The organism is Streptomyces sp. NPDC029014, from assembly GCF_055564695.1.
Map to the genome: position 1 here is coordinate 37,245 of NZ_JBVHVT010000059.1, position 20,893 is coordinate 58,137.

Genomic DNA, 20,893 nt, shown 5'->3' on the forward strand with positions numbered 1-20,893 from the left:
AATGCGGCTCCGGCTTAACGACCCCATGTATCCGCCGGGATTGATAACAGTTGACACCCGATCATGCTCGTGTAAGTCTCGCCGAGGTTTGCTCGGATTAGTCGAGTATGCCGGTCGCGGGCCGATGGGGGCCGGGTGCCCGCCACGGGCGATGTTCCCCTGCGGGCCGCCGGCCGACGACGCGGGCCGGGACGAGCTGTCCACCATGTGCCACACCGGCTTCAGAGGCGACGTGAGGGTGACGGTCCGCTCGGTGCGCCCCAGTGGTGCCGTCCGATGAAATCTGCTGGTCAGACGGTAGAAGTGTCGCGCCGAGCCGGTCCGGAGCGTGCTCCATGCCCCGTGCCACTCCGGCGCGATCCCGCGGAGCGGGCCGGTGTGACGTTTCCGCACGATTGCATGGAGAGTCGTTGCAATGCCGATTTTGTGCGGATGGCATGACGGGGTGTCATGAGATCGTGAGCCGCAATCCGGGACCACTGCGTCGATGGCCGTGAACACATTTCTTGAATTCAAGAGCTGACAAAAAATCAACGGGGATGAGAATGTTGCAAGCGATGACCGCTTTAGTGCCGGTTTCGGGCCACGGGGATGCCGGGGGCTCGTTCTACCCGCGACCGAAGGGCGACGACGTACGGGACGACGGCCACTTCGATTTCCGCGTCCTCGGCCCGCTCGAGGTCTGGGCCGGATCGCGGAGGGTGGAGATCGGCGGACCGAGACAACGGATCGTGCTGGCGATGCTCCTGCTCGCGCCGGACCGGGTCGTGTCGATCGACCAGTTGGTCGAGGCGGTGTGGAACGGGCATCCGCCGGCTACGAGTCGCACCCAGATCGCCATATGCGTCGCCAGCCTGCGCAAGGCGTTCCAGGCCGCGGGGTGCACCGACAAGGTGATCGTCACGGCGGCTCCCGGATACCTGTTGCGCAGGGGCGGACACCGGATCGACGCGGCGCAGTTCGCCTCCGGCGTCGAAGCGGCGCAGACGCTCGCCCAGCGCGGGAACGCCGGTGCATCGGCCGACCTGCTCGGCCAGGCCCTCGCGCTGTGGCGGGGCCCCGTGCTGACGGACATATCGAGCCCCGTCATCGAGACGGAGGCGGTGCTGCTCGAACACCGGCGGCTCACCGCCTACGAGCAGTACGCGACCCTGCAGCTGCAGCTCGGCCGGCACCGCGAGATCATTGCCGAACTGACCACTCTGGTGTCCGACCAGCCGCTGTGGGAGCAGGCGCGCGCGGCGCTCATGCTCGCCCACTACCGGTCGGGGCACCGGTCCGAGGCCCTCGGCCTCTTCCGCCAGGCGCAACAGGTCTTCCGCGAGGAGATCGGACTGGAACCCGGCCGCGTCCTCCAGGACCTGCACACGGCCATCCTCCAGGAGACCTCCACACTGATGCCGGCCGCTGACCTCCCCGGGCCGCTGAGCGCCGGCACGGCACTCCCCGAACTACCGCCGGGGGCTGTTTCGTTCATCGGCCGCGACCGGGAGCTCAACGCTCTCGACGCCCTGCTCCGCCGGGCCCGCGGAGGAGCCTCGGCCGTCGGCCTGCTCGTCGGCCGCCCCGGCATCGGCAAGACCGCGCTGGCGCTCCACTGGGCGCGAGGAGCCACCGAGGCGTTCCCGGACGGGCAGCTCTACGTCGATCTCAAACGGACCGACACCGTCGATGCCCCCGTCGTGCTCCTGCGGGCCCTCGGCCTGTCGGACGCCCAGATCCCCAAGGGCCACCAGGAGCGGCTCGAGGAGTTCCACCGGCGGGTCGAGGACCGACGGATGCTGGTGATCCTCGACAGCGTTCCCGACGACACCGCCGCGCACGAGCTGGTGTCCAAGGCGGGGAGCTGCTGCTTCCTCCTGACGAGCTGCCGGGTGCTCGCGATCGCGGCGCAGGTCCGGTTGAGGCTGCCGGAGCTGAGGCCCGCGGAGGCCGTGGCGCTGCTCGCCTCCCTGGTGTGCGACGGAAGCGTCGAGGAGGGCGGCGCCGCCGCGGCGAAGGAGCTTGCCGCGCTGTGCGACCACTTGCCGCTCGCCCTGTCCGCGGCCGCCGCCCGACTCGTCGCCAAACCCCATTGGCGTCTGCCCCATCTGCTGGCCCGTCTCAGCGATCCCCGGCACCGGCTGGAGGAGCTCTACACCGGCGCTCCCGCATTGCGGACGGCCCTGCTCAACGGCTACGGCGGGCTCCCGCCCGCGGCCGCGGAGCTGTACGTCCGGCTCGGGCTCATCGACGGGGACCGGATACCGGTCTGGGCGGCGCAGGCGCTCCTCGACACCGATCCGATGAACGCCCAGGGGCTCCTCGAGGAGCTCGTGGACGCCACGTTGCTGGAGGTGACGGACGCGGGAGTGGACGGTTGGTTCCGCTACCGCCTGCCCAGTCTGCTGTCCCTGCACGCCGAGGAGACCGTTCACGCCGTGGAGGACGCCGCCGAGCGGGCGGCGGCGCTGGAACGGGTGATGGCCGCCTCTGCGGACGCGGGCGATAGCGCACCGATACCGGCCCTCCGTAGCGTCTCCTGACGACACCCTGCCGGGATCCGGGGCGTGTTCGGAGACTTGTCGCGGCCCGGGCACACACCACGTGAACAGTGCGCGTGTGCCCGGGCCGTGCTCGTCGTCTTCCCGGGACGGCGACGGTTCACCTGACTGCCGCACGCACCGCGCAGACGGGTCGGCCGATGCCGCCGGCCAAAACGAGAACGAGAACGTGACCGTTCCTACGGAGGAACACCATGACTGCCATTCAGCAGGCCGACCAGTGGTTGAGGCGGTACCGACCGGTGGAACGGCCCCGGGTCCGCCTGGTGTGCTTCGCGCATGCCGGCGGTGGCCCGAGCGCGTTCCGCACCTGGCCCGCCGGGCTGGCGCCCGATGTGGAGGTGCTCGCGGCACGCTACCCGGGACGCCAGGACCGGGTGGCCGAGCCCTGCATCGACCGGATGGAGCCGATGGTCGAAGCGGTCGTCGAGGCGCTCATCCCGCTGCTCGACCGGCCGCTCGTGCTGTTCGGCCACAGCATGGGCGCGTGGATCGCGTACGAGGTGGCACAGCGGGTGCCGGTGCGCGCACTGCTGGTGTCCGGTCAAGTGCCGCCCGCACGCCGCAAGTCGGCCCCACCCGGCTCTGCCCGCCGCGGCGACGGGAACGGGGTGTACGGCGACGATGAGCTGATCGCCGAGGTCAAGCGGCTCGGTGGGTACGACGCCCAGCTCTTCGAGGACCCCGAGCTGCTCGACCTCGTCCTGCCGCCGATCCGCTCCGACTTCTCGCTGGTGGCGAGGTACCGGCCCGGCGCGCCGAGGATGCTCGACTGCCCGGTGCACGCGTTCCACGGCGCGGACGACGCCGACGCCCGCCCGCAGGACGTCGATGCCTGGGCCGAGGTCACCACGGGTCCCTTCACCCGCAGCCTCTTCCCCGGTGGCCACTTCTACCTGACCGACCACGAGCCGGCACTGCTGCGCGAGCTCTCCTCCCTGCCGGCGGTGTCACGTGTTTGATCCGACCGAAGCGACCCTCGCGCAGTTGCGGCAGGCGCTCGCCGACGGGCGGATCACCGCCCTCGGGCTGACCCGCTGGTACCTGGACCGGATCGAGCGGTACAACGGGGAACTGCGCGCGGTCATCGAAGTGAACCCGGACGCGGAGGCGGAGGCCGCGCGGCTGGACGCGGGTCCGGTACGGGGGCCGCTGCACGGCATCCCCGTGCTCCTCAAGGACAACCTGGACACCGCCGACCGGATGCACACGACGAGCGGCTCCACGGTGATGCTCGGCTCCCGGCCGGAGCGCGACGCCACGGTCGCCGCCCGGCTGCGGGCCGCCGGAGCCGTGCTGCTCGGCAAGGCGAACAAGACCTCGTGGATCCTCGGGCCGGCGGGGTGGAGCGCCCGGGGCGGCCAGACGCGCAATCCCTACGACACGGACCGGTCACCGCACGGATCGAGCTCGGGCTCGGCGGTCGGCGTCTCGGCGAACCTGTGCGCGGTGGCGCTCGGCACCGAGACCATCGGGTCGATCCTGGGCCCGGCCGCCGCGAACTGCCTGGTCGGGGTGAAGCCGACGACCGGACTCACCAGCCGTGCGGGAATGATCCCGGCCATCCCCAGCTTCGACTCGATCGGCCCCCTGGCCCGGACCGTCGCCGACGCCGCGGAGGTCCTCTCCGTGATCGCCGGTCCCGACCCGTTGGACGCGGCGACGGAGGGCGTGCCCACCCTCGACTACCGGCACTTCCTCGACGCGGAGGGTCTGCGCGGAGCGCGCATCGGCGTACCCCGCACGATGTTCTTCGGCTACAGCGAAGCGGCGGACGAGGTCGCAGAGGCCGCCCTGGAGACCATGGCGCGGGCCGGCGCGGTGATCGTCGAAGGCGCGGACATACCGTCGGCGGAGCAGCTCACCACCCATCCGGCCTTCGGCGACGTCGTGAGGCAGGAGACCGCGCACGCTCTGGGCCAGTACCTCGCCCGGACGCCCGGCGACCACCCGCGCTCCATCGCCGCCCTGGTCGAGGCGAACCGGGAGAACGCGGCGGTCGAACTGGAGTACTTCGAACAGGACATCCTGGAGATGCTGGCCGCTCTCACGCCCGACGTGGAGGACCCGGCGTACCGGGAGGCGCTGGCCACCGTACGGCGGATGGCGGGCGCGGAGGGCATCGACGCCGTCATGGACGAGCACCGGCTCGACGCGCTGGTCATGCCGACCTGCCCGCCCCCGTGGCTGATCGACATGGTCGAGGGCGACCCCGATCCGCACGGTGCCGCACTCGCGCCCGGCCTGGCAGGCTACCCCGCGATCAGCGTGCCGGCCGGCTGGTCGGACGGGCTGCCCGTCGGCATCACCTTCACCGGCAGGGCGTTCAGCGAGCCGACGCTGCTGCGGCTCGCCCACGCGTTCGAGCGGGCGTGGCCGACCCGCCGCCCGCCCGCCCGGTGAACCGGCCTGCCCGGTGACCTACAGGGCCCCGAGGCTCCACTCCAGAACGGCCGCGGCGCTGTGCATCTTCGCCTCGGCCTGGGTGAACGCGATCGAACGGGGCCCGTCCAGCACCGCGGCGGTGACTTCCTCGCCGCGGTGCGCGGGCAGGTCGTGCATGAAGACCGCGTCCGGGCTGGTCCGCATGACGGCCTCGTCGACCCGGAACGGGACGAAGCCCTTGCGCCAGTCCGGGTCGGGCTTCGAGGTGCCGGTGGTCTGCCAGCGGGTGGTGTAGACGACGTCGACGCCCGTGGGGAGGTCGGAGGTGTCGTGCCCCTCGGTGACGGTCGAACCGTGCAGGGCCGCGTACTCCTTGGCCCGCGCCAGGATCTCCGGGTCGACGCCGTAGCCCTCCGGGGTCCGCAGGTGCAGCTCCGTGCCCGGGTAGCGCGGCAGGGCGAGGGCCAGTGCGGCAGCCGTGTTGTTGCCCTCGCCCATGTAGAGCACGCGCCGCCCGGCCAGATCACCGAAGTGTGCGGCCATCGCGGTCAGGTCGGTCAGCGCCTGGGTGGGGTGCTCCTGCGCCCCCATCGCGTTCACCACTGCCATCCGGTCCTGGCCGGCCAGGGCGCGCAGCTCCTCGACGCTGCCCGCCGTGCGGGCGACCAGGCCGTCCAGCATGCCGCTCAGGACCCGGCCGGTGTCCTCCGTCGTCTCACCCGTGTTGAGCTGGAGGTCGTGCGGGCCGTACGTGATGATGCGCGCGCCCAGGCGCAGGGCCGCCGCGGAGAACGCCGTACGGGTACGCGTCGACGTCGCCCGGAAGTACACGCCGACGACGGCACCGCCCAGCGTCTCGCCCGGCCGCTCCCCGGAGGCGAACCGTCCTCCTCTGTCCACGATCCGGTAGAGGTCGGCATCGGTGATGTCGGCCAACGAGATGAGGTGGTTGCGGACCATTCGCGACTCCTGTGCTCAGCGGGCTTCGCAATGTAGACACGCCGTTTATCAGGGCGGTATCGGCTCCGGCCCCGGCGGGATGGGCTCGCGATAACACGCTGAAAATGCCCCTCCGTACGGTCTGGCAGCGTGTCGGAAGTGCGTGTGCGCCCCGGCCGTTACGAGTTGTCGACGAAGTACAGGAGCCAGCAGCGTGGACCGTCGTGCGACGCGCAATCCGATCGGGGCGAGCCTGGACGGTGATGCGGCGACGATGCCGCTGCCCGCACTGGTCGCGGCACAGGTTCGTCGAGCCCCCGACCACCCCGCCGTGGTCTTCGGCTCGACGACGCTCAGCTACGCCGAGCTCGACAGCCGGGCCAACAGGCTCGCGCGGCGGCTCATCGGCCTCGGGGCCGGCCCGGAGCAGGTCGTGGCACTGGCGCTGCCGAGGTCGGCGGACGCGGTGGTCGCGATGCTGGCCGTGCTGAAGACCGGTGCGGCCTACCTGCCGGTCGACCCGCGCTACCCCGCCCGGCGGATCGCGTTCATGCTGTCCGACGGCCGGCCGTCGGTCGTGGTCACCACCAGCGCCACGCGCGCCGGCCTGCCCGACACCGCGGCCCCCGTCGTACTCCTCGACGACATCGACCTGGTGTCGGGGGAGGACACCGCGCCCGACGTCACCGTCAGCACCGCGAACGCCGCCTACGTCATCTACACGTCCGGCTCGACGGGTCTGCCCAAGGGAGTGGTCGTACCGCACCTGGGCGTCGCGAACCACATGCTGTGGCAGGCCGGCGAGTGGGACATCGACGCGTCCGACGTGGTGCTCGCCCGGACCGCGTTCAGCTTCGACGCCTCCGGCTCGGAGATCTGGCTGCCGCTGATCGCCGGCGCGACGATCTGCATGGCACCCGACGACGTGCTGGGCCTGCCGCACCTGCTCCTCGAATACGCCGCCGAACACCGCGTCACCGTGGCCCAGTTCGTCCCGTCCCTGCTGGCCGTCGCGGTGCCCGCGATCCGGGACACCCCCGGTCTCGCGCTGCGGCTGCTCTTCGTCGCGGGCGAGGTGCTGCCGCCCTCCCTGGCGGACGAGGTCGTCACCAAGCTGGGCGTGCGGCTCGGCCACCACTACGGCCCGACCGAGGCCTCGATCGACGTCACGGCGCACGAGGTACGGCCCGGCGAGAGCCACCGGAACGTCCCCATCGGATCCCCGGTCGCGAACACACAGGTCCACATCCTCGACAGCGCCCTGCGCCCGGTGCAGCCGGGCGAGGAGGGCGAGCTCTACGTGGCGGGCGTCCAGCTCGCCCGCGGCTACCTGGGCCGGGCGGGCCTGACCGCACAGCGGTTCGTCGCGTCTCCCTTCGCCGAGGGCGAGCGGATGTACCGGACCGGTGACCTGGCCAGGTGGAACGCCGACGGCCTCATCGAGTTCGCGGGCCGTGCCGACGACCAGGTGAAGGTCCGCGGTTTCCGGATCGAGCTGGGCGAGATCGAAGCGGCGATCACCGAACTGGCCGAGGTGTCCCAGGCCGCCGTGACCGTGCGCGAGGACCGGCCCGGACAGCAGCGCCTCGTCGCGTACGTCGTCGGCGCGGCGGAGACCGCCACGGTGCACGACCGGCTGGCCGCCCGGCTGCCCGAGCACATGGTGCCGTCGGCATACGTGGTGCTCGACGAGCTTCCGCTCGCCCCGAACGGCAAGCTGGACCGCGCCGCGCTGCCCGCGCCGGAACTCACCGCCGGTGCCGGCCGTGCGCCCCGCACCCCTGCCGAGGAGATCCTCGCAGGGCTCTTCGCCGACGTCCTGGGCACCGACCGGGTCGGCGTGGACGACGGCTTCTTCGACCTCGGCGGCGACTCGCTCCTCGCCGCCCGCCTGATCAGCCGCATCCGCACCGCACTCGACCGCGAGGTGTCGGTCCGCGCCCTCTTCGAGGCGCCGACCGTCGCCGGACTGGCCGCCCGCCTCGACGAGGCGGGCACCGCCCGGCTGCCGCTGGTCCGCACCGAGCACCCGGACCCCATGCCGCTGTCGCACGCCCAGCGCGGGCTGTGGTTCCTGCACCGGCTGGAGGGCGCGAGCGCGACCTACAACATCCCCCTCGTCCTGCGTCTGGCCGGAAAGCTGGACACCGAGGCGCTGCGCGCCGCCGTCCGCGACGTCGCCCAGCGGCACGAGACCCTGCGGACGGTCTTCCCGGAGACGGACGGCGTCGCCCGCCAGGTCGTCCTCGACACCCCCGCCACGCTCACCGTCGTCACCACCCCGGACGTCGAGGACGCCGTGGCCGAAGCGGCCCGGTACCCGTTCGACCTGCACACGGAGGCGCCGCTGCGGGCCACCCTGTTCTCCCGGCCCGGCACGGACGAGCACACCCTCCTGCTGCTGATGCACCACATCGCGAGCGACGGCTGGTCCGAGCGGCCGCTGATCGAGGACCTGTCCCTGGCCTACTCGGCCCGCCGCGTCGGACGGGAGCCGGCATGGGACGAACTGCCGGTGACGTACGCCGACTACACCCTCTGGCAGGGCGAGGCCGACGGCATCGACTTCTGGCGGACCGCGCTCGACGGGCTGCCGCAGCTCGTCGAACTCCCCACCGACCGTCCCCGGCCCCCGGCCGCGAGCTTCCGCGGCGGCGAACTGCGCACCCGCTTCGACGCCGACCTGCACCGGGACGTGACCGCGCTCGCCCGGTCCACCGGCCGCACCGTCTTCATGGTGGTCCAGGCCGCGCTCGCCGCGCTCATGACCCGGCTCGGCGCCGGCACCGACATCCCCCTCGGCACGCCGTCAGCGGGGCGCTCCGACGAACAGCTCGACGGACTCGTCGGCTACTTCGTCAACACGCTCGTGCTGCGCACGGACACCTCGGGCGACCCGACCTTCCTGGAGCTCCTGGACCGGGTGCGCGACACGGCCGTGGCCGCCTACCCGCACCAGGACGTTCCGTTCGACCGGCTGGTCGAGGCGCTCAACCCGGCGCGGTCCCTCTCGCACCACCCGCTGTTCCAGGTGATGCTGACCTTCGAGAACCTCGGCCTGGCCGGGGTCGACATGCCCGGTCTCACCGTCGAGGTGGACGAGGCCGCCACCGGAGTCGCCAAGTTCGACCTCGACCTGCGCCTGCAGGAACGATTCGCGGCCGACGGGGCCCCCGCCGGCGTGGACGTGGTCGCCGAATACTCCACCGACCTGTTCGACGGTTCCACCGTCGATGCACTGGTCTCCCGCCTGGGGCGGCTGCTGCGCGCCGCGATGGCCGACCCCGGACGCCGGATCTCCACGATCGACCTGCTCACCGACGGCGAGCGCAGCGTGCTCTGCGGCCGCAGCGACCGCGTCGTCGACGAGAACGGCGAGCCGGTGCCCGACGGCGTGGTCGGAACCCTCGACGGCGCCCCGGCCCGGTACACGACCGACGGCCGGCTCGAACGCCTCGGCACGCCGGTCGTCGTGGGCGGCGCCCCGGTCGACGTCTCCCGTACCGTCGCCGCCCTGCTCGCCCACCCCGCACTCGCCGAGGCGGCGGTGGCGGACGGTCTCGTCGCCTACGTCGTGACCACCCCCGGTCTCTCCATACGCTCCGTCGACCTCCGTGACCACCTCGCCCGCGTGCTGCCCGACTACCTCGTCCCGGACGCGTACGTCACCGTCGCCGAGCTGCCGCGCACCGAGGACGGCCGCCTCGACACCGCCGCGCTGCCCGCTCCCGGCACCGAGGGCCCCGCAGCGGCGGGCACCCCCGAGGAAGAGCTGCTGGCCTCGCTCTTCGCCGAGGTGCTCGGCCTGTCCGAAGTGGGCCTGAACCAGGGGTTCTTCGACCTCGGCGGCGACAGCATCGTCTCCATCAAGCTGGTCAGCCGCGCCCGCAAGGCAGGCCTGCGCATCACCCCGCGGGACGTCTTCGAGCACAAGACCGTCGCCCGCATCGCGGCGGCCGCCCGCACGGCGGCACCCGCCGCCCCGGCCGTCCAGGACGTCCCGACCGGCACGCTGCTCCCCACGCCGGTCATGGCGGACCTGCGCGACCTCGGCGGTCCCGTCGCCGGCTACCACCAGTCGATGCTGCTCGTCGTGCCCGCCGGCCTCGGCACCGAGCGCCTGACCGCCGCCCTGCAGTCGGTCCTCGACCGGCACGACGCGCTCCGGCTGACCCTGGACGAGGAGTGGGGGCTCACCGTCCCCGCGCCGGGCTCCGTCACCGCCGCCGTCCGCCGCGTGGACGCCGCCGGCGCCGACGCCGACGCGCTGCGCGGGGCGATCGAGGAGCACAGCAGGGCCGCGCAGGCCGAACTGGACCCGCACAAGGGCGACCTGGTGCGCGCGGTGTGGTTCGACGCCGGAGCGGACTCCGGGCGGCTGCTGCTGCTCGTGCACCACCTGGCCGTGGACGGCGTCTCCTGGCAGCCCCTCCTCGGCGACCTGCAGGCCGCCTGGGAGGGCGAGGCCCTCGAACCCGTCGGCACCTCCTTCCGGCGGTGGAGCGCACTCCTCGACGAGGAGGCGGAGCGCCGCACCGGTGAACTGCCGCTGTGGCGGTCGGTGCTCGACACCCCCGACCCGCTGCTCGGCAGCCGGCCCCTGGACCCCGCCACCGACGTCCGCGCCGGGGCCGGGACGCTGACGCTCACCCTGCCGGCCGAGACCACCGAACCGCTGCTCACCGCCGTCCCCGCCGCCGTGCGCGCGGGCGTGCGGGACGTGCTGGTCACCGGTCTCGCGCAGGCGGTCGCCGACTGGCGGAGCCGCCGCGGGGTCGACGCCTCCGCGCTCCTCCTCGAACTGGAGGGGCACGGCCGCGAGGACATCGTGCCCGGACTCGACCTCACCCGCACCGTCGGCTGGTTCACCAGCGCGTACCCGGTCCGGGTCGACCCGGGGAGCGTGGACGGTGTCCGCGCCCTGAAGCTCGTCAAGGAGCAGCTGCTCGCGGTGCCGGACAACGGCATCGGGTACGGCCTGCTGCGGCACCGCAACCCGCGGACGGCCGCGGAACTGGCCGACTACGCCCGCCCCCAGCTGGGCTTCAACTACCTGGGCCGGTTCGCGGCCCCCGAACTGGCCGACTGGGCTCCCGCACCGGAGGCCCCGGCGCTCGGTGCGGGCTTCGACGACGCCGCACCGCTCGGCCTCGGCATCGAGCTCGACGCCGTGACCGTCGACCACGCCGACGGGGCGCGGCTCGTCGCGACCTGGACCTGGGCGGAAGGGCTGCTGACCGGCGACGAGGTACGCGACCTGGCCGATGCCTGGTTCGCCTCGCTCACCGCTCTGGCGGCCGTCGGCACCGGCGGTCTGACCCCGTCCGACCTGCCGCTCGTGGAGCTCTCGCAGGGCGACATCGAAGAGCTGGAAGGGGCCCTGCCCGGCCTCGCCGACGTACTGCCGCTCGCCCCGCTCCAGGAGGGCCTGCTCTTCCACGCCCTCTACGACTCCGGCGGCGCCGACGTCTACGCCGTCCAGGAGGTCTTCGCGCTGAGCGGCCCGCTGGACCGGGACGCCCTGCGCGCTGCGGCGGCCACCGTCCTCGACCGCTACCCGAACCTGCGGGCGGGCTTCCACCACGAGGGCCTGTCCCAGCCCGTGCAGGTGGTCGTCGACGGCCTCGAACTGCCGTGGCGGGAAGTCGACCTCTCCGGGCTCGCCGAGGCCGAGCGCGAGCCCGCACTCGCCCGGGTCGTGGCCGAGGCGCGCGCCGAGCGCTTCGACCTGGGCCGGCCGCCGCTGCTGCGGTTCACCCTGGTCCGGCTCGCCGAGGACGAGCACCGGCTCGTCCTCGTCAACCACCACATCCTCTTCGACGGCTGGTCCATGCAGCTGGTGCTGGACGAGCTGTTCGCGCTCTACCGCGGCGAGTCCCTGCCCGAGCCCGCCGCGTTCCGCGACCACTTGGCCTGGTTGGCGCAGCAGGACCGTGCGGCCGCGCACGACGCCTGGCGCAGCGCGCTCGCCGGGCTCGACGCGCCGACCCTGCTCGCCGAGCCGGGCACGGAGGCGCCCGCACGCCCCCTCCAGGTCTACTGCGACCTGCCCGACACGGTGTCCGGGCGGCTCCAGGACCGGCTGCGCGAGTACGGGATCACCCTCAACACCGCAGTCCAGGGCCTGTGGAGCCTGCTGCTCGGCGCCCGCACCGGGCGGGAGGACGTGGTGTTCGGCTCCACGTACTCCGGACGCTCCGCGGAGCTGGCCGGCAGCGAGGTGATGGTCGGCATGTTCATCAACACGCTGCCCGTCCGCGTCCGGCTCGATGCGGCGGAGCCCCTGCGGCGGCTGATGGAGCGCATCCAGGACGAGCAGTCACGGCTGATCGCGCACCAGTACCTCGGACTGAACGACGTACAGCGGATCGGGGGCCTGGGCGACCTCTTCGACACGCTGACCATCGTCGAGAACTACCCGCACGATGACGACGACGTGTGGGAGCCCGCGCCCGGCCTGCGCGCGAGCGTGCTGGAGGACCACGACGCCACCCACTACCCGCTGACCCTCTCCGTGCTCCCCGGCCGGCAGCTGAAGCTGCGCCTGGAGTACCGGCCGGACCTGCTGGACGGCTCGCAGGTCGACGTGTTCGCCGCCGACCTCGTCCGCCTGCTCACCGCTTTCGTGGACGACGCATCCGTGTCCGTCGGCGAGCTCGTTGGCAGGGAAGCGGCAGCCGCCACGACCGCGCCGGAAACCGCGCCGGCCGGCGGGCCGGCCGCCGCGCCGGCGGCCGACCTGGCCGCCGGGGGCAGCGCCGCCGTGCCGCTCTCCTTCCGTGCGCCGCGCACCCCGGAGCAGGAGATCCTCTGCGGTCTCTTCTCCGCCGTGCTCGGAGTGCCGACCGTCGGCATCGACGACAGCTTCTTCGACCTCGGCGGGCACTCGCTCACCGCGATCCGGCTGCTCAGCCGCATCCGCTCGATGTTCAGCGTGGAGCTGGCCATCCGGCACCTGTTCGAGGCGCCCACCGTCGCCGAACTCGCCGAGCGGATGAAGGGCGCCGAGCAGTCCAGGCTGTCCCTCGCCCCGATGCCGCGGCCGGAGTACGTCCCCGTCTCGGCGGCGCAGTGGCGCCTGTGGTTCCTGTACCGGCTCGAGGGCCGCAGCGCCACCTACACCGTGCCGCTGCTGCTGCGCATGTCCGGCCCCCTCGACCGGGAGGCCCTCGAAGCCGCCTTCGGCGACATCGTGGCGCGGCACGAGAGCCTGCGCACCCGCTTCCCCGAGGTGGACGGGCAGCCCTACCAGCTGATCACCGACCCCGAACAGCCGGACGTCACCCTGGTCGAGACCGATGAGGCCGGGCTCGCCGAGCAGCTCGCCGTCGCCACCCGGTACGGCTTCGACCTCGCCACCGAGCTGCCGCTGCGGATCACCCTGTTCCGGCTGTCGGAGACCGAGCACGTCCTGCTCTTCCTGCTGCACCACATCGCCAGCGACGGCTGGTCGGACGCGCCGTTCGCGCGGGACCTCTCCGTCGCGTACGGCGCCCGGATCGAGGGGCACGCGCCGGACTGGCCCGCACTGCCCGTCCAGTACGCCGACTACACGCTCTGGCAGCGGGAACTGCTCGGCTCGGAGAACGACCCGAAGAGCCTGCTGTCCCAGCAGCTCGCCTACTGGCAGGAGAACCTCGCCGGGCTCCCGGAGCAGCTGGAGCTGCCGACCGACCGGCCCCGGCCGGCCGCGGCGAGCTTCCGCGGCGACGAGGTCCGCTTCGAGCTCGACGCCGACCTGCACGCCCAGCTGCTCGAACTCGCCCGCCACACCAACACCACCCTCTTCATGGTGTTCCAGGCGGCGGTGGCGGGACTGCTCACCCGGCTCGGCGCCGGCGACGACATCCCGCTCGGCGGCGTCATCGCCGGACGGACCGACGAGGCGCTCGACGAACTGATCGGCTTCTTCGTCAACACCCTGGTGCTGCGCACCGACACCTCGGGGAACCCGACCTTCCGGGAACTGCTCGCCCGGGTCCGGGAGACCGACCTGGCCGCGTACGCGCACCAGGAGGTGCCGTTCGAGCGACTGGTCGAGGTGCTCAACCCGACCCGCTCCCTCGCGCACCATCCGCTGTTCCAGGTCATGATCCTCTTCCAGAACAACGCCGAGGCGGACCTGGGCCTGCCCGGTCTGCGGGCCGGCCTGGAGGACGTCGGCTCCGGCGTCGCCAAGTTCGACCTCGACTTCGACATGGAGGAGAAGCACGGCCCCGACGGCGAGCCCGCCGGCCTGTCGGGCCTGGTCGAGTACGCCACCGACCTGTTCGACCGGTCCACCGTGCAGGGGATCGTCGACCGGCTGGCCCGGCTGCTCCGGGCGGTCGTGGCCGACCCGGACCAGAGGCTGTGGCAGACGGACATCCTGGCCCCGTCGGAGCGCCGGGCGCTGCTGGAGCAGTGGACCGCGCCGGCCCCGTCGTCGGAGCAGACGACCGTGCCCGCGCTGTTCGAGGCCGCTGCCGCCGCGCACCCCGGGGCCACCGCGCTCGTCGACGGCGCGGAGCGTCTGACCTACGCGCAGCTGAACGCCCGGGCGAACCGGCTCGCCCACACCCTCATCGCGCAGGGTGTGGGCCCGGAGTCCGTGGTCGCGCTGGCCCTGCCGCGCAGCGCGGACCTCGTGGTGGGCGTCCTCGGCGTGCTCAAGGCCGGCGGCGTCTACCTGCCGCTCGACCCGAACTACCCGGCCGAGCGGATCGCGTACGTCGTGCAGGACGCCCGTCCGGCCGCCGTCGTGACCAGTGTCCGCGCGGACGTGGCACTGCCCGACGGCATCACCCGCGTCGTCATGGAGGAGCTGGCCGACGGCCCCGCCGGCGACCCGGTACGCCCGACGCTGCGCCCGGACAACGGCGCGTACATCATCTACACGTCCGGCTCCACCGGGCAGCCCAAGGGCGTGATGGTCCCCCACCAGAACGTCGTGCGGCTCTTCACCCAGACGGAGCAGTGGTTCGGCTTCGACGAGTCCGACGTGTGGACGCTGTTCCACTCCTACGCGTTCGACTTCTCCGTCTGGGAGCTGTGGGGCCCGCTGCTGCGCGGCGGCACGCTCGTCGTCGTGCCGCAGGACGTCAGCCGGTCGCCGCTCGACTTCCTGCGGCTGCTGCGGGACGAGCGCGTCACCGTGCTCAACCAGACCCCGTCCGCCTTCTACCAGCTCATGCAGGCCGACGAGGAGAACCCCGGCACGGACCTGGCCCTCAGGTACGTGATCTTCGGCGGTGAGGCCCTCGACCTGGGACGGCTCTCGTCCTGGTACGAGCGGCACGCCGACGACGCCCCCGTCCTGGTCAACATGTACGGCATCACCGAGACCACGGTGCACGTCACCCACCATGCGCTCGACCGCGTCTCGGCGGCCGCCACCGCCAACAGCGTCGTCGGCGTCGGCATCCCCGACCTGCACGTGTACGTCCTCGACCAGGGTCTGCAGCCCGTCCCGGCAGGCACCACCGGAGAGCTGTACGTCGCCGGTGCCGGCCTGGCCCGCGGCTACCTCGGCCGCCCCGGCCTCAGCGCGCAGCGCTTCGTCGCCGACCCGTACGGCGCGCCCGGCACCCGGATGTACCGCACCGGCGACCTGGCCCGCCGGGCCGCCGACGGCACGCTGTCCTACTTCGGCCGGGCCGACGACCAGGTGAAGATCCGCGGCTTCCGGATCGAGCTGGGCGAGATCGAGTCCGCCGTCCTCGGCGCGCCGGACGTCACCCAGGCCGCCGTGGTCGTGCGCGAGGACCAGCCGGGTGACCCGCGGCTCACCGCGTACCTGGTCGGCGGTGACACCGCCCGCGTCCGCGACCACGTCGCGGACACGCTGCCGGCCCACATGGTCCCCGCCGCCTTCGTCACGCTGGACCGGCTGCCGCTCACACCGAACGGCAAGCTCGACCGCAAGGCCCTGCCCGCGCCCGCGCTGTCCGGTGCCGCCGAGGGCCGGCGACCGCGCAACCCGCGCGAGGAACTCCTCGCGGTCCTCTTCGCCGACGTGCTGAGCGTGGACCGGGTCGGGATCGACGACAACTTCTTCGAACTGGGCGGGCACTCGCTCCTCGCCACCCGTCTGATCAGCCGCATCCGGTCCGCGATGGGTGTGGAGGTGCCCGTCCGGGCCCTGTTCGAGACGCCGACCGTCGCCGGGCTCGCCGGCTGGACGGACCAGGCGGGCGAGGCCAGGCGCGCCCTGGAGCCCATGGAGCGCCCGGAGCGCGTGCCGCTCTCCTTCGGCCAGCGCGGCCTGTGGTTCCTCAACCGGCTCGAAGGCCCCAGCTCGACGTACAACGTGCCGCTCGTCATGCGCTTCTCGGGACCGCTCGACGTTCCGGCACTGCGGACCGCCCTGCACGACGTGGTCGCCCGGCACGAGGGGCTGCGCACCCTGTTCCGCGAGGCCGACGGCACGCCGTACCAGCACATCGTGCCCGCGGACGAAGCGGTGGTGGACCTGATCCTCGCCGACGCCGACGACGAGCAGCACCTGGAGGCGGCTCTCGCCGAGGCCGCCCAGTACCACTTCGACCTCGTCGACGAACTCCCCATCCGCTGCACCCTGTTCCGGCTCTCCGACGACGAGCACGCCCTGCTGCCGCTCATGCACCACATCGCCAGCGACGGCTGGTCGGAGACGCTGCTCGGCGACGACCTCTCCGTCGCCTACGCGGCACGGGCCGAGGGGCGCGCCCCCGACTGGGCGCCGCTGGCCGTGCAGTACGCCGACTACACCCTCTGGCAGCGCGACCTGCTCGGCCGTGAGGACGACCCCGAGAGCGCCATCTCCCGGCAGCTCGCCTACTGGACCGAGACCCTGCGCGGCCTGCCCGAGCTCGTGGAGCTGCCCACCGACCGGCCCCGGCCGCCGGTGGCCACCTACGGCGGCGCCGAGGCGCCGCTGCGTCTGGACGCCGCGCTGCACGACGCCCTGCTGCGGCTGGCCCGCCAGGGCAACACCACGCTCTTCATGACGATCCAGGCCGGCCTGGTCGCCCTGATGAGCAGGCTCAGCGGCGACACCGACATCGCCATCGGCACGCCCGTCGCCGGGCGGACCGACGAGGCGCTGGAGGACCTCTTCGGCTACTTCGTCAACACGCTCGTGCTGCGCACCGACGTCTCGGGCGACCCCACGTTCGCCGAGCTGCTGGACCGCGTCCGCGAGACCGACCTGGCCGCGTTCGCGCACCAGGACGTGCCGTTCGAGCGCCTCGTCGAGGTGGTCAACCCCGTCAGGTCGCTTTCCAGGCACCCGCTGTACCAGGTCATGCTGACCTTCGAGAACTTCGACGAGGTCTCGCTGACCATGCCCGGCCTGGAGACCAGGCTGGAGGACGTGGTCGGCGACGCCTCCAAGTTCGACATGGACGTCCGTCTGCAGGAGAGGTACGGCCCGGACGGCGAACCGGCCGGAATCGTCGGCGAGATCGAATACGCCACCGACCTGTTCGACCGGGCGACGATGAACGCGTTCGGCGACCGCCTGATCCGGCTGCTGACCGTGGCCGCCGCCGACCCCGCCACGCCCGTCTCCGGGCTCGACCTGCTCGCCGAGGACGAGCGGGACACCGCGCTCGTCGACGCCGGAGGACGGCTCGTGCCTCCGGGCGTGGTGGCCACCCTCGCCTCCGGCGAGCTCGCCCGCCGCACCTCGGACGGCACCACCGAGCTGCTCGGACGCCCTGAGGACGTACGCGTGGTGCGCGGATTCCGCGTCAACCCCGCGGAGGTCGCGGCCCGGCTGCGCGAGGTCTTCGCGGACGCCGCGGTCGTCGCCGGTTCTGCCCGGGTCGTCGCGTACGTCGTCCACGACGGCGACGCGACCGCCGCACGGCGCCTCGCCGAGTCCGTGCTGCCCGACTACCTGGTGCCCGCCACGTTCGTCGTCGTGACCGAGATCCCCGCCGAACTCCCCTCCGAGGACCACGCCGTCGCCGCCGTGCGGCGCAGCCCGCGCACCCTTGCCGAGGAGATCATCGCCGGTCTCTTCGCCGAGACCCTGGGCGTCGCCGACGTCGGCATCGACGACAACTTCTTCGACCTGGGCGGCCACTCGCTGTCCGCGATCCGGCTGCTCAGCCGGATCAGGTCCCAGCTCGGCACGGAGCTGACGGTCCGGACGCTGTTCGCCGAGCCGACGGTGGCGGGGCTCGCCACCCGGATGGACGGCGCGGCTGCCGACCGGCCCGCCCTGGCACGCAGGGAGCGCCCGGCCCGCGTGCCCCTGTCCTTCGCCCAGCAGCGGCTGTGGTTCCTGCACCGGCTCGAAGGCCCGAGCACGACGTACAACGTGCCGCTGCTCATCCGCCTCACCGGAGAGCTCGACGTCGTGGCCCTCGAAGCGTCGCTGGGAGACGTCGTGGCCCGGCACGAGACGCTTCGGACGGTGTTCCCGTCCGACGCCGACGGAACCCCGTACCAGCGGGTGCTCGGCGTCGACGAGGCCAGGCCCGTCCTGGCCACCAACGTCGCGGAGCCCGCCGACGCGGCCCGCCACACCTTCGACCTCGAAACCGAACCCCCGCTGCGCGCGACCCTGTTCAGCGACGGACCGCACGAACACCGGCTGCTCCTGCTGGTCCACCACATCGCCAGCGACGGCTGGTCGACCGGGGCACTCGCACGCGACCTGTCGACCGCGTACGCGGCCCGGCGGGCCGGCCGGGCACCGCGCTGGCCCGGACTGCCGGTGCAGTACGCCGACTACACCCTGTGGCAGGCCGAACTGCTCGGTGCCGAGAACGACCCGGAGAGCCTCGTCAGCCGGCAGCTGGCGTGGTGGAAGGAGACCCTGGACGGCATACCCGAGCTGCTGCCCCTGCCGACGGACCGGCTGCGGCCCGCCGAGGCCACCCACCGCGGCGGCGAGGTCGCCATCCGCATCCCGGTCGAGCTGCACGGCCGTCTCCAGGGCGTGGCGCGCGAGACCAACACGACCCTGTTCATGGTGTTGCAGTCGGCCCTCGCCCTCATGCTGTCCAAACTGGGAGCCGGAACCGACATCCCGATCGGCACGCCGATCGCCGGCCGGACGGACGACAGCCTCCAGGACCTCGTCGGGTTCTTCGTCAACACCCTCGTGCTGCGCACCGACGTGTCCGGATCCCCGTCCTTCCGCGAGCTGCTGGGCAGGGTCCGCGACGCGGACCTGGCCGCCTTCGCGCACCAGGACGTGCCGTTCGAGCGACTGGTCGACGTGGTCCGGCCCGGGCGCTCGCTGGGCCACCACCCGCTGTTCCAGGTGATGCTCGTCTTCGAGAACGACGACGAGGACGACTTCGCGCTGGCCGGCCTGAACGCCTCGTTCGACGAGGACGTCGAGATGGGAGCGGCCCGCTTCGACCTGACCCTGCACGTGCAGGAGGCGGTCGGCGCAGACGGAACGGCCGAGGGCATCGGCATCGACCTGGAGTACGCCGAGGACCTCTTCGACGCGGGCACGGCGCAGCGGATGGCCGCGCAGTTCGTCCACCTGCTGGAGACGGTGAGCGCCGACGCGGACGTCGTCGTGGACCGGATGGCACTGCCGCAGGCCGTGCCCGGCCGTGACGCGGGGGCTCCGGTGCCCACGTCCACCCTGCTCGAACTGATCGCCGCGCAGCCGGCCGACGCCGTCGCGATCGTCGACGGCGACGTCGAAACGACGTACGGGCAGCTGCTGGCCCGGCCGCCGGCCGGCATCCTGACCGCGCTCGTCAGCGGAGAACCGTTCGTCCTGCGCACCCGCACCGGTACGCCCGTCGTCGTCCCGCAGGACGTCGTCGCGGCCCGGATCGCGGCCCGTCAGGACGTACACGGCCTGGACTCCACCGACCGCGTCCGGTCGGCGGCCGCCCCCGGAACGGTCGGCGAGATAGACGAGCTGCTCTGGCCGCTGACCGCCGGCGCGACCGTCGTACGCGCCGGCCGTACGGCCGCCCCGCACGGCACCGCCGTCCTGCACGGTGCCACCACGCTGCACGTCACGCCCTCCGAGCTGGCCGTGCTCATCGGCGACCCGGCGCTACCGGAGGCCGGCCTGCGGCGGGTGTTCTGCTCCGGCGAGGCTCTGGCCGAGCCGCTGCAGCGGGCCTGGTTCGACGCCGTGGACGTGCCGCTGTGGCACGGCTACTCGCTGACCGAGGCCGCAGGCCCCGTCACCGAGCGCGCCTGCGACCCGGACGACTGGGACACCGTCGTGCCCCTCGGCGCCCCGCTGCCCGGCACCGTCCTGTACGTGCTCGACGCCGGCCTGTGCCCGGTTCCGCCCGGCGTCGTCGGCCGGCTCTACGTCGGCGGGCCGCTGCTCGGCTCCGCACCGACGGTGGTCGCCGACCCGTTCGGCGCCCCGGGCGCGCGGATGGTCGGTACCGGAGACCTGGTCCGCTGGACCGCCGACGGCGAGCTGGAGTTCGTGGGTCCGCCGCTGCCGATCCCGGGCTTCACCGCCTACCCGACGCAGGTCGAGGCGGTCCTGACCGAACACGACGACATCGCCCGGGCCGCCGTGGCGGTACGGGACGGATCCCTCGTCGGGTACCTGGTGCCGGCCCCCGGTTCCACCGTCACGCCCGGTGCCGTCGCGGCCTTCGCACGGGCCGCTCTGCCCGACCACCTGGTCCCGGCCGCCCTGGTGGTCCTGGACCGGCTGCCGCTGACCGTCGACGGCCGGGTGGACCGCGACGTGCTGCCGTCGCCGAGCCCCGTCGGCACCGGGGCGGACCGCGGCCCCAGCACCCCGGCGGAGGAGATCCTCCAGGGACTCTTCGCCGAGATCCTCGGTGTCGAGCAGGTCGGCATCGACGACGGATTCTTCGAACTCGGCGGGCACTCGCTGCGCGCCACCCGGCTGATCAGCCGCATCCGTACCGCGTTCGGCGTCGAACTCCCCGTTCGCACGGTGTTCGAGTCGCCGACGGTGGCTGGTCTGGCGTTGCGTCTGGTGGGTGCGGATGCGGCGCGGAAGGCGTTGACGGCGGGGGAGCGTCCGGCGCGGGTGCCGCTGTCGGCGGCGCAGCGTCGGCTGTGGTTCCTCCACGCGTTGGAGGGGC

5 protein-coding genes are annotated in these 20,893 nt (G+C 72.9%); 4 read left to right on the forward strand and 1 reads right to left on the reverse strand.

The window, feature by feature from the left end:
• Window positions 1-539 precede the first annotated feature (539 nt).
• The 3 genes from ACZ4VL_RS28070 (at window position 540) to ACZ4VL_RS28080 (ending at window position 4,946) form a co-directional block, all read left to right on the forward strand.
• Window positions 540-2,525 (forward strand): AfsR/SARP family transcriptional regulator, encoded by a 1,986-nt coding sequence (locus ACZ4VL_RS28070; RefSeq protein ID WP_468205141.1) that lies wholly within the window; start codon window positions 540-542, stop codon window positions 2,523-2,525.
• A gap of 212 nt (window positions 2,526-2,737) precedes the next feature.
• Window positions 2,738-3,505 (forward strand): thioesterase II family protein, encoded by a 768-nt coding sequence (locus ACZ4VL_RS28075; RefSeq protein WP_468205144.1) that lies wholly within the window; start codon window positions 2,738-2,740, stop codon window positions 3,503-3,505.
• Window positions 3,498-4,946 (forward strand): amidase family protein, encoded by a 1,449-nt coding sequence (locus ACZ4VL_RS28080; RefSeq protein WP_468205146.1) that lies wholly within the window; start codon window positions 3,498-3,500, stop codon window positions 4,944-4,946. Before ACZ4VL_RS28075 ends, ACZ4VL_RS28080 begins: the two co-directional genes overlap by 8 nt.
• A gap of 18 nt (window positions 4,947-4,964) precedes the next feature.
• Here the strand turns inward: ACZ4VL_RS28080 and ACZ4VL_RS28085 are convergent, their stop codons facing one another.
• Entirely contained in the window at window positions 4,965-5,888 is a 924-nt protein-coding gene (locus ACZ4VL_RS28085; protein ID WP_468205148.1) for an ornithine carbamoyltransferase, read from the reverse strand.
• A 193-nt stretch (window positions 5,889-6,081) separates the two neighbouring features.
• Between ACZ4VL_RS28085 and ACZ4VL_RS28090 the strand changes: the two genes are divergently transcribed.
• On the forward strand, window positions 6,082-20,893 hold a 14,812-nt coding region (locus ACZ4VL_RS28090), incomplete at its 3' end, for an amino acid adenylation domain-containing protein (protein WP_468205150.1).